The organism is Streptomyces sp. NPDC057654, assembly GCF_042800135.1.
GTDB lineage: Bacteria > Actinomycetota > Actinomycetes > Streptomycetales > Streptomycetaceae > Streptomyces.
The window spans coordinates 1-8,929 of sequence record NZ_JBHVHQ010000309.1 but is presented as its reverse complement, the minus strand read 5'-3'; the positions used below and the strand labels follow the sequence as shown (position 1 = coordinate 8,929).

Here is an 8,929-nt window from a genome sequence, read left to right as displayed (position 1 = left end):
CCCCGCCCCCGCTCAGCCGCCGTACCGCCGCTCCCGCGCGGAGAAGCTGCGCAGCGCGCGCAGGAAGTCGATCTCGCGGAAGGCGGGCCAGTACGCCTCGCAGAAGTACAGCTCGGAGTAGGCGCTCTGCCAGAGCAGGAAGTTCGACATCCGCTGCTCGCCGCTGGTGCGGATGACGAGGTCGGGGTCGGGGCGCCCGGCCGTGTAGAGGTGCTGGGCGATGTCGTCCACGGTGAGGGAGGCCGCGAGCTCGGTCAGCGTCTGGCCCTCGGCCGCGCGCTCGGTCATCAGCTCCCGCAGGGCGTCGATGACCTCCTGCCTGCCGCCGTAGCCGATGGCGAGGGTGACATGCGCCCCGGTGGGGCAGGAGCGGGTGGCCTCGACGGCGTTCTTGAGGGCGTGGGCCGTGCTGTCGGGCAGGACGTCGAGCGTGCCCGCGATGTGCACCTGCCAGCGGGCGTCGGGGCGGCACAGCTTGTCGTGGGCGACCTGTTCGATGAGCTTCATGAGGTAGGCGACCTCGCTGTCCTCGCGCCGCCGCAGATTCTCCGTGGAGCAGACGAACACCGTGATGTGCTTGATCCCCAGCGCCTCGCACCAGGACAGCACGTCCTCGACGTGCTCGGCGCCGCGCTGGTGGCCCTGGCTGGTATCGGCCATCCCCATCTGCCGCGCCCACCGGCGGTTGCCGTCCATGATCAGCCCGATGTGCTCGGGCAGCGATCCGTCCTGCACCTGGCGGCGCAGCCGGTTCGCGTACAGGGCGTAGAGCGGAGCGGTGATACCCATGGCGTCCTTGGCGTCCTTTCGCGAACACGGCGAGCGGGCGTACGACGGGCGAGCGGGGGCGGCGGCCACCGGGCCCCAGTATGCCGGGAGCGCACGACGCGGGGAGGGCGAACACGAGCCCCGCCCTCCCCTCCGGGGAGCACGGCGGGCGTCACGTGGGCGCCGGGGGCTCAGACCGGTTCGCGTGGGCGCCAAAGGACTCAGACCAGTTCGCGCTCCCGCGTCTCCGGGAGGGACAGGACGCACAGGAGCGAGACCACGGCCATGGCGCTCACGTACCAGCCCACCGAGGCGGAGCCCCAGACGGGCTGGAGGCGGGTGGCGACGAGGGGGGAGACGGCGCCGCCGAGGACGCCGCCGAGGTTGTAGGCGAGGGAGGCGCCGGAGTAGCGGACGCGGGGGCCGAAGAGTTCGGGGAGGTAGGCGCCCATGGGCCCGTACACGACGCCCATGCAGAACAGCGCGCCGCCCAGCGCCAGGGCGATCAGGACCGGCTGCTCGGTGTCGAGCAGCGGGAAGAGGACCAGGCCCCAGACCACCGCGAGCGCGGTCCCCGCGAGGACGACCTTGCGGCGGCCGCGCGCGTCGGAGCGGGTCGAGGCCAGCCAGGTGCCGGCGGCGAGGAAGAGGCACGCGGCCATCGACAGGCCGAGCATGGTGGAACGGGCGATGCCGAGGTTCTTGGTGGCGTACGCGAGGCAGTAGGTGGTGGCGGTGTAGAAGAGGCCGTACGCGATGATCATCCCGCCCGCGCCGAGCAGGAGTTCGCGCCAGTGCCGGCGCAGTACGTCCAGCGTGGGGACCTTGCTGGCCTCCTGCCGCTCCATCACCCGCGCGAACACCGGCGTCTCGCTGATCTTCAGCCGGACGAACAGCCCGACCCCCACCAGCAGGAACGACAGCAGGAACGGAACGCGCCACCCCCACGACCGGAACGCGGCGTCGCTCAGCGCCGACGACAGCAGCCAGAAGACCCCGGTGGCGGCGAAGAACCCCACGGACGGGCCGAGTTGCGGGAACGCCGCGTACAGCCCGCGTCTGCCGCGCGGCGCGTGTTCGACGGCCAGCAGCGCGGCCCCGCCCCACTCGCCGCCGAGCCCGATGCCCTGGACGAAGCGGAGCAGTACGAGCAGCAGCGGGGCCCAGAGGCCGAGCGTGGAGTAGCCGGGCAGCAGTCCGACGAAGGCCGTGGACAGCCCCATCATCAGCAGCGACGCGACGAGTACGGACTTGCGGCCGACGCGGTCCCCGAAGTGGCCGAAGATCACGGAGCCGAGCGGCCGGGCCGCGAACGCCACCGCGTACGTGGAGAACGAGGCGAGCGTCGCGTTGACCGGCGTCAGCGTCGGGAAGAACGCGTCGTTGAGTACGAGGGCGGCGGCGGTGCCGTAGATGTAGAAGTCGTAGAACTCGATGGCCGTGCCGATGAAGCTGGCCACGGCCACCCGCCGCAGGCTCTCCGGACTCTCGGGCCGCTCCGGACTCGCTTCCGGGGCGCCGCCCGAGCCTGTCGCGTCCGTCGGTCCCGCGCCGGGACGGCCGTCGTCTTCCTCTTCTTCCGCCGTCATCGGCGTCGCATCGTTGAGCACGACCGGAACTCTCACGTCAGCGCCGTGTCCGCGTCAATAGTCACCTTGCGGCGTCTTGTCCGTTGAGACGCCGTCGAGGCGCCGTCCTGCCTTCCCTGCGGGCCGGCCCCGGGGGTGGGCCGGCCCTTCGGAAGGGACTACTCGGCGGAAGGGCCTACTCGCTGATGCGAACGGCGCCGGACGGACATATGTTGCCCGCCTGGCGGGCGGCGGACAGCTCGGCCGCGCCCTCCGGCTCCTTCTTGAGTACGTCCACGAGCCCATCGTCATCCTGGTCGAAGACGGTCGGGGCGGTCAGGGCGCACAATCCGGCGCCGACGCAGACGTCACGGTCGGCGGTCACTCGCATGGTCACTCCTTTCGCGGCGGTCACCAGGTGACCGGCAGTTCGTTGACGCCCTGGATCGTATGCCCCGGACGGAGCGTCAGCTCCTCCACCGGAACCGCCAGCCGCAGCGTCGGAATCCTCTCGAAGAGGGCCGTGAGGATGATTTCGAGCTCCAGGCGGGCCAGGTTCTGGCCGAGGCACTGGTGGACCCCGTAGCCGAAGGCGATGTGGTGCCGGGCCGGGCGGCGCACGTCGAGGTCGTCCGGGGACTCGAAGACCGAACCGTCGCGGTTGGCTATCGAGTTGGAGATGATCACGCCCTCGCCCTCGCGGATCAGCTGGCCGTCGATCTCGATGTCGGCCGTCGCGACGCGGCCGCCCGCGATGTCGGCGATGGCCAGATAGCGCAGCAGCTCCTCGACGGCGGCCGGGATGAGGCTCGGGTCGTCGCGCAGCGCGGCGTGCTGGTCCGGGTGTTCCAGCAGGGTGATCACGCTCAGCGAGGTCATCGAGGCGGTCGTCTCGTGGCCCGCGACGAGCAGCAGGATCGCGTCCGAGACCAGGCCCTCGCGGTCGACTTCGCCCTTCGACAGCTGTTCGTTGGCCAGGTTGCTGAGCAGCCCGGCGCCGGGTTCGGCGACGAATTTGTCGACCAGTGTGCCCAGGTAGTCCGCGAGTTCCCGGCGCGCGGCGAGCGCGCCCTCCGCGTCCTCCCCCTGGATCATGCGCTGGGAGCAGTTCTGGAAGAAGTCGTGGTCGGCGTAGGGCACGCCCAGCAGCCGGCAGATCACCAGGGACGGCACCGGCAGCGCGAACTGGCTGACCAGGTCAGCCGTCGGGCCCGCGGCGAGCATGTCGTCGATGAAGCCGTGCACGATCTTCTCGATGTCCGGGCGCATGCCCTTGATGCGCTTCAGCGTGAACTCGCTGATCATCATCCGCCGCTTGGGCCCGTGCTCCGGCGGGTCCAGGCCGATGAACGCCTGCGGCGAGGTACGGAACGCGGCGAACCGCGGTGAGGTGGCGGGGAAGTTGTCGTCCTGCCGGTTGGACGAGATACGGGGGTCCGCGAGCAGCTTCCGGGCCGTCTCGTGCTTGGTCACCACCCACGCCTGGCGGCCGTCGAAGAGGGTCACCTTGCGGAGCACGTCACCCTGATCCCTTAATTCGACGTACTCCTTGGGCAGTTGGTAAGGGCAGGTGCGGTTGCTCGGGAAGGCCGGTGCGTCTTCTCGCTGGATTGGTGCGGCAGTCGTCTCAGTCATCGATCTCCTCGAAGTCCCTGACGCATAAAGAACGACCAGTTCTCTAACTGAGAGGCTAGGTCTCCCAGTTAGAGAACGCAATGACCTCTGAGTAAACTCTGTGGAATGACGCTGTCACCCAACGCCGATCAGGCCGCGGAATCGGCCCCTGACCACCGCAAAGGCCCCCGCCGCCGTGGCCAGGAACTGGAACACGCCATTTTGAAGGCGACGTTGGAGGAGCTGGTCGAGGCCGGCTACGCCGGGATGACGATGGAACGGGTCGCCGCCCGAGCCCGTACGAGCAAGGCCGCCCTCTACCGCCGCTGGCCCGGCCGCCCCGAGCTGGTCATGGACGCGGTGCAGAAGTTCGGCATCTCCCAGATGACCGTCCCGGACACCGGCACGCTGCGTACGGACGTGATCGAGGTGCTGCGGCAGATGGCCGCGAAGATGTGCACCCCCTTCGGCGGCGTCATGCGCGGCCTGCTCGCCGAGGCGGCGCGCGAGCCCGAGTTCGCCAAACTCATCCGGGAACGGGTGCACCCGGCCGGCCCGGCGGTGCTCAGAACCGTCCTGGAACGGGCGGCCGAGGCCGGCGAGGTCGAGCCGTGGGTCCTCGCATCGCGCCGGGTCACGGTCGCCACGGACCTGCTGCGCAACGAGTTCCTGCTGTTCGGCGCGCCGATCGAGGAGGAGACGATCACGGACATCGTGGACGAGGTGTATCTGCCGCTCATCCTCAGCCCGGCGCCGCGGCGGCACTGAGGCCAGGGCATGCCGGGGCGGCGGGGCGGGGCCCCGGAAGTACCCTGCGCCCGTACGGGCACTTCGGGCACGTACGGGCACTCCGCACTCGCGTACGGGCGTCCGCCCTCGCGTACGGGCGTCCCTCCCCCGCGTACGGGCGCTCCTCCCCGGCGTACGGGCGCCCCTCCCCGGCAATTCACTTCCCCGGCGTATGGCCGGGCTCCCCGTGCGGCGGGAGGATGCGGCACATCGGAGAGCCGAGGGGGACAGCCATGGCCGAATTCAGTGTGAAGCCGTTCTGGGAGCTGACGTTCGACGCCGACGGGGATGTGAACGCCGGCCAGCGCGACGCGCTGACGCAGGACGTCGCCCGCGCGAACCTCACCGACCTGGTGCTGTTCGCGCACGGCTGGAACAACGACCGGTCGATGGCGATGCGCCTGTACGACCGGTTCTTCGCCGCCTTCCCCAAGCTGCTCGCGGGCGCGGAGGGGGTGCGCGTCGGCTACGTCGGGGTGTTCTGGCCGTCGATGCGCTTCACGGACGAGCCCATCCCCGACTTCCCGTCGCAGTCCGCGGCGGCGGCCTCCGCCGCCACCCGCACCGGGCTCGACGAGGACACCCGGCACGCGCTCAACACCGCCTTCCCCGGCAAGGTCATGACCGTGGCGCGACTGGCCGAGCTGCTGGAGAAGCAGCCGGACACGCGGGCGCGCTTCGAGGAGTTCGGCTCTCTGGTACGCCAGTTGACGGAGGTGCCGGCGGGTGGTTCGGCGGCGCGGTTCGCGGCGGACGTGGACCATGACGACCCTTCGGGCTCCGTACCGACGATGCTCACGGACGACCCCGTCAAGGTCTGCGAGCGGTTCACCGAGGCGCTGGCGGAGGCCGGGGACGCGCGGCCGGAACTGTTCGGCGGCGGACTGAAGCGGCTGTGGAACGGCGCCCGCGAGATGCTGCGCCAGGCCTCGTACTACGGCATGAAGCGCCGCGCGGGCACCGTCGGGCAACTGGGCCTCGGCCCGGTGCTGGGCCTGCTGGCCCGCTCCTCCCCCACCCTGCGCGTCCACCTGATCGGCCACAGCTTCGGCGCCCGCCTGATGTCCTTCGCGCTGCGCGGCCTGCCGGAGGGCGTGGGCAGCGTCAAGTCCCTGACGCTCCTCCAAGGCGCCTTCTCCCACTACGCGTTCGCCGAACGCCTGCCGTGGGCCGCCGGCCGGGGCGGGGTGCTGCGCGGGGCGCAGAGCCGCGTGGACGGCCCGGTGGTGGCCTGCCACTCCAGCCACGACACGGCGCTGAGCGTGCTCTACCCGGCCGCCTCGAAACTCGCCGACGACCCCGACACGATCATGGGCATCGGCGACGAGCGCTGGGGCGCGATGGGCTTCGACGGCATCAAGGCCGTGGAGCCCCGCGAGGAACTCACCCTCGCGAACGCCCTGCGCGGCCCGTTCCCCGCCACGGGCTGCGTCAGCGTGGACGCCTCGGCGGTAGTAGCCCGCGGCCTCCCCCCGGCCGGCGCCCACAGCGACATCTGCCACGAGGAACTGGCCCGAATAGCCCTGACAGCGGGCCGCGTCCTCCCTTGAAACCCCGCTCCCACGGCGCACGTCATGGCCGGGCGCGTCGTTCCTCAAGGCGAGGGAGGTGCAGAGGGCAGGCCATGTACGGCTGAGTCCTGTTCGGGGAGCAGCAGACCAGGGCCAGCGACAGGAACGAGGGATGTTCGAGGTAGAAGCCGTGGGATACGTCACCGCCCCGCCCCAGACGCGCCGCGGCCGAGTCGGCCAGTGCCGCCAGGCGGGTGCGGTCACGGTCCGCCTCGGACATGAACCGCGGCGCGTACTCCGTGAGCCGTTCCCCGAGCCATTCGGCGGCCTGCTTCGGCGCCTCCCAGGTACCCCGAACCAGGCTTCCGGGCTTCATCAGCCAGTGGGCGGTCTCCATGGGCGGAAGGTCACCTGTACGGAACTCCGCCGCTGCTTCCTTGTATCGCTGGGCGGCCTTGTGCCTGTCGGTGCCGTCATCGCCCTCGGGCGTGGGCGGCGGAGCGGGGTAGGGGGGCCGTCTATGACCCTCTTGATCGAACCGTTTCCTGGAGCCGGTCCACAGATAGCCGTGGTGGTGCAACTGGTCTTCCTTGTCCATGGCGTTGGAGGACGGCCCCGCCCTCTTCGGAGAGCAGGGGCCGCCATTCCGTGAACGGACGGTCAGACCGGCACGGTGAAGCGAGCCGTGTCGATACCGGCCGCGTCGAGTTCGGCGGTGGAGAAACGCAGCGGCGTCCGGTCAGGGCGCTTGCTGTCCCCCAGCGCCCACGTGTCCTCGCCGATTCGGGAAAGGGTCACGCACCCTTCGGTGCAGGGTCCTCCGCAGGCCTTGAAGAACTCGGCTCCGGGAAGAGGCAGGCTGTACAGGTCGGTTCCGGGCATGGGCGTGCCTTCCTGTGCGATCGATGACGGTGAAGAACCGCTTTTCTGTCAGCTCTGTCAGCGGCTATTCGACTCGTCCGGCATGGACGCATTCTTGGGCTCTTCGCCTCTCGGACGCCACCTATATGCACGCCTTGGAATAAAGATCATGAGTGGCTCAGGCCCGATATGCGGCCGCCCACGCACTCAGTTTCGCCCTCGCGCTCGCACCGAACAGCGCCAGATCCTCGTAGGCCATGAATTCGCTCAGATAGCCGCGGACGTCCCTGGGGTCACGGAATACGATTACTCCGGCCGACAGTTCGGCCGTGGCTATCCGCTCGTCGTACACCGTGAAGGTGTTGAGCGGGTTTCCGGGCAGGCTGGTCTCCATAGGGAGCACGCCGAGCCGCACATTCGGCAGGTGGGTGAGGGAAGCCAGCCGGTCGATCTGCACAGCCATGGCCTCGCGCGGCACCAAAGGAGACCTGGCGGCCTGTTCGGTGAGGATGAAAGTGAACCGCTTCGACTTGTCGTACAGGACTTCCTGGCGCTCCAGTTTGCGGGCAACCGTCCTGCTGTGGTCACCGCTGATGTGGGCGAGGCTGGCTCGGATGTACTCCGGAGTGGACAGGAGCCCGGTGATCATCGAGAGAAGGAAGTAGCGGAAATCCGTTGCGGACTTCTCCAGTCCGGCCAGCTCCAGCTGCTTCTTGTCCAGGCCCTTCCTGCGGAGGTTCCTGGAGTCCTGCCACCCTGTGTTGGCCATCCGAGCGAGCGCCATGACTTCGGCCACCAGCGCCGGCGGCGCGTCCAGCGCCCGGAGGATCTGCTCCACGTCGACAAGGGACGGTCGTACTCTGCCGTTCTCGATCCTGCTGATTTTGGACTGGGACATGGTGCAGCGCTTGGCCAACCGCTCTCCCGGCAGCCCGGCCGTCTTGCGCAGGTTCTTCAGCAGGGCAGCCAGCTCATGCGCCGACTGCCCCAGCTGCTCCGGCTCGAACGTCACTCCCGTACGTACTCCAGAAACGGCACGGACTCGGCCTTGGCGATCCGCTGGTATTCGATGAAGGGCGCGGGGTCCCCCTCGTACAGCTCCCTGCCGATCTGCTTTCCGTCCCGGTGGTAGTGCATGAGCACGATGGTGGAGTGGTCGAACATCCAGAAGTCCTGGGCGGCGGGCAGCGGATTCTCCCGCTCTGTAATGTCGAGGATTCGGATGTCCTCCCCCGACGGCGCCTGGTGCCGGTAGTACCGTTCGAACTCGAACCGCAGGTATTCGCTCAGCGGACGGGACACGATGTGCACGCGTCCGACGTTCCGGGTGCGGACCATCTGTGTCCATGAGTCCTCGTACGGGCCGGAGAACCTCGCTCCGTCCTTGAACGCCGCGAACTCTTCCGCCTCTTGCGGCATGAGGTACTGGGGAAGCGTCTCAAGTCGCCAGGCTTCCGATCGGAAGTCCCGGAACTTGGCCGCCCACACGTCACCATCCAAGAACACGGAAGGCCTCCCTCAGTACGTCTTCGGGGATTTCGACGAGGCCTTCTCCCGCCGGAGGCTGGAATGCGTCGGATACGCCGCCCTGGAAGACGAACGAACCTGACGCGGTGCGGTAGACGTTGGGGCAGTCGCCCTGTCCGCAGGGCCCTCCGTTGCCGTTCTCGTCCACACCGGTGAGCCTGGCCAGTTCCGTACGCGCCATGACACATCCCTCTGGGTCCGCGAGTGGTACACCGACCGTACGGAGGAGCGGGGGCGGCCGTCCATGCGCGGAGGGGACTATGCGCGTGTTGGCATAAACAGGGCCCGGAC

At 69.3% G+C, this 8,929-nt stretch carries 11 protein-coding genes; 2 read left to right on the top strand and 9 right to left on the bottom strand.

The genetic code is table 11. The features are described from left to right. Positions 1–12 precede the first annotated feature (12 nt). The 4 genes from uppS to ACFU99_RS22285 form a co-directional block, all read right to left on the bottom strand. Positions 13–789, bottom strand: coding sequence for a polyprenyl diphosphate synthase (gene uppS, locus ACFU99_RS22300; protein ID WP_384394611.1), 777 nt, complete (start codon positions 787–789; stop codon positions 13–15). 200 nt (positions 790–989) lie between these two features. Then, positions 990–2,378 carry an MFS transporter gene (locus ACFU99_RS22295; protein WP_384394609.1) on the bottom strand — a complete coding sequence of 463 codons (1,389 nt, stop codon included), beginning with the start codon at positions 2,376–2,378 and terminating at the stop codon, positions 990–992. Between the two features lie 154 nt (positions 2,379–2,532). After that, positions 2,533–2,727: a ferredoxin gene (locus tag ACFU99_RS22290; RefSeq protein ID WP_384394607.1), complete on the bottom strand. Its 195-nt coding sequence runs from the start codon at positions 2,725–2,727 to the stop codon at positions 2,533–2,535. A gap of 20 nt (positions 2,728–2,747) precedes the next feature. After that, positions 2,748–3,971 carry a cytochrome P450 gene (locus ACFU99_RS22285; protein WP_384394605.1) on the bottom strand — a complete coding sequence of 408 codons (1,224 nt, stop codon included), beginning with the start codon at positions 3,969–3,971 and terminating at the stop codon, positions 2,748–2,750. A gap of 105 nt (positions 3,972–4,076) precedes the next feature. Here ACFU99_RS22285 and ACFU99_RS22280 point away from each other — a divergent pair, with 105 nt between their 5' ends. After that, positions 4,077–4,718 (top strand): TetR/AcrR family transcriptional regulator, encoded by a 642-nt coding sequence (locus tag ACFU99_RS22280; RefSeq protein ID WP_384394603.1) that lies wholly within the window; start codon positions 4,077–4,079, stop codon positions 4,716–4,718. Between the two features lie 254 nt (positions 4,719–4,972). Next, entirely contained in the window at positions 4,973–6,289 is a 1,317-nt protein-coding gene (locus ACFU99_RS22275) for a serine-threonine protein kinase (protein ID WP_384394601.1), read from the top strand. 22 nt (positions 6,290–6,311) lie between these two features. Here the strand turns inward: ACFU99_RS22275 and ACFU99_RS22270 are convergent, their stop codons facing one another. The 5 genes from ACFU99_RS22270 to ACFU99_RS22250 all read right to left on the bottom strand — a co-directional run bounded on the left by ACFU99_RS22270 (position 6,312) and on the right by ACFU99_RS22250 (position 8,819). Next, positions 6,312–6,830, bottom strand: a complete 519-nt coding sequence (locus tag ACFU99_RS22270) for a hypothetical protein (RefSeq protein ID WP_384394613.1) — start codon at positions 6,828–6,830, stop codon at positions 6,312–6,314. Positions 6,831–6,910: 80 nt separating this feature from the next. Beyond that, on the bottom strand, positions 6,911–7,132 hold the full coding sequence (locus ACFU99_RS22265; RefSeq protein ID WP_384394599.1) for a DUF397 domain-containing protein: 222 nt from the start codon (positions 7,130–7,132) through the stop codon (positions 6,911–6,913). Positions 7,133–7,289: 157 nt separating this feature from the next. Beyond that, positions 7,290–8,123 (bottom strand): helix-turn-helix domain-containing protein, encoded by an 834-nt coding sequence (locus tag ACFU99_RS22260; RefSeq protein WP_384394597.1) that lies wholly within the window; start codon positions 8,121–8,123, stop codon positions 7,290–7,292. Further along, positions 8,120–8,617: a DUF6879 family protein gene (locus ACFU99_RS22255; protein WP_384394595.1), complete on the bottom strand. Its 498-nt coding sequence runs from the start codon at positions 8,615–8,617 to the stop codon at positions 8,120–8,122. The genes ACFU99_RS22260 and ACFU99_RS22255 overlap by 4 nt, the downstream gene beginning before the upstream one ends. Next, positions 8,601–8,819 carry a hypothetical protein gene (locus ACFU99_RS22250; protein ID WP_384394593.1) on the bottom strand — a complete coding sequence of 73 codons (219 nt, stop codon included), beginning with the start codon at positions 8,817–8,819 and terminating at the stop codon, positions 8,601–8,603. The genes ACFU99_RS22255 and ACFU99_RS22250 overlap by 17 nt, the downstream gene beginning before the upstream one ends. Positions 8,820–8,929 lie beyond the last annotated feature (110 nt).